Below are 220 nucleotides of genomic sequence, written 5' to 3' on the forward strand. Positions count from 1 at the left end.
CGAGGACCGCGCCCGTAGCCGCGGGGTGACCCTGGGCCGCCAACGACCCGACGGCATGTCCGAGTTGCGGGGCCTGATCACCCCCGAACTACGCGCCACCGTCGAAGCCGTGGAAGCCAAACTCGGCGCCCCGGGCATGTGCAACCCCGACGACGACACCCCCTGCGTCGATGGCGCGCCCTCCCAAGCCGCCATCGACGGCGACACCCGCTCGGCTGCT

The 220-nt window shown here is 72.7% G+C and carries 1 protein-coding gene; it reads left to right on the forward strand.

The window, feature by feature from the left end; translation table 11 throughout:
* Nucleotides 1-220 (forward strand): DUF222 domain-containing protein (locus tag JF781_RS28370; RefSeq protein ID WP_225341402.1); only part of this gene is annotated, 220 nt, incomplete at both ends.

This window comes from Mycobacterium sp. WUMAC-067 (genome assembly GCF_020217485.1).
Lineage (GTDB): Bacteria > Actinomycetota > Actinomycetes > Mycobacteriales > Mycobacteriaceae > Mycobacterium.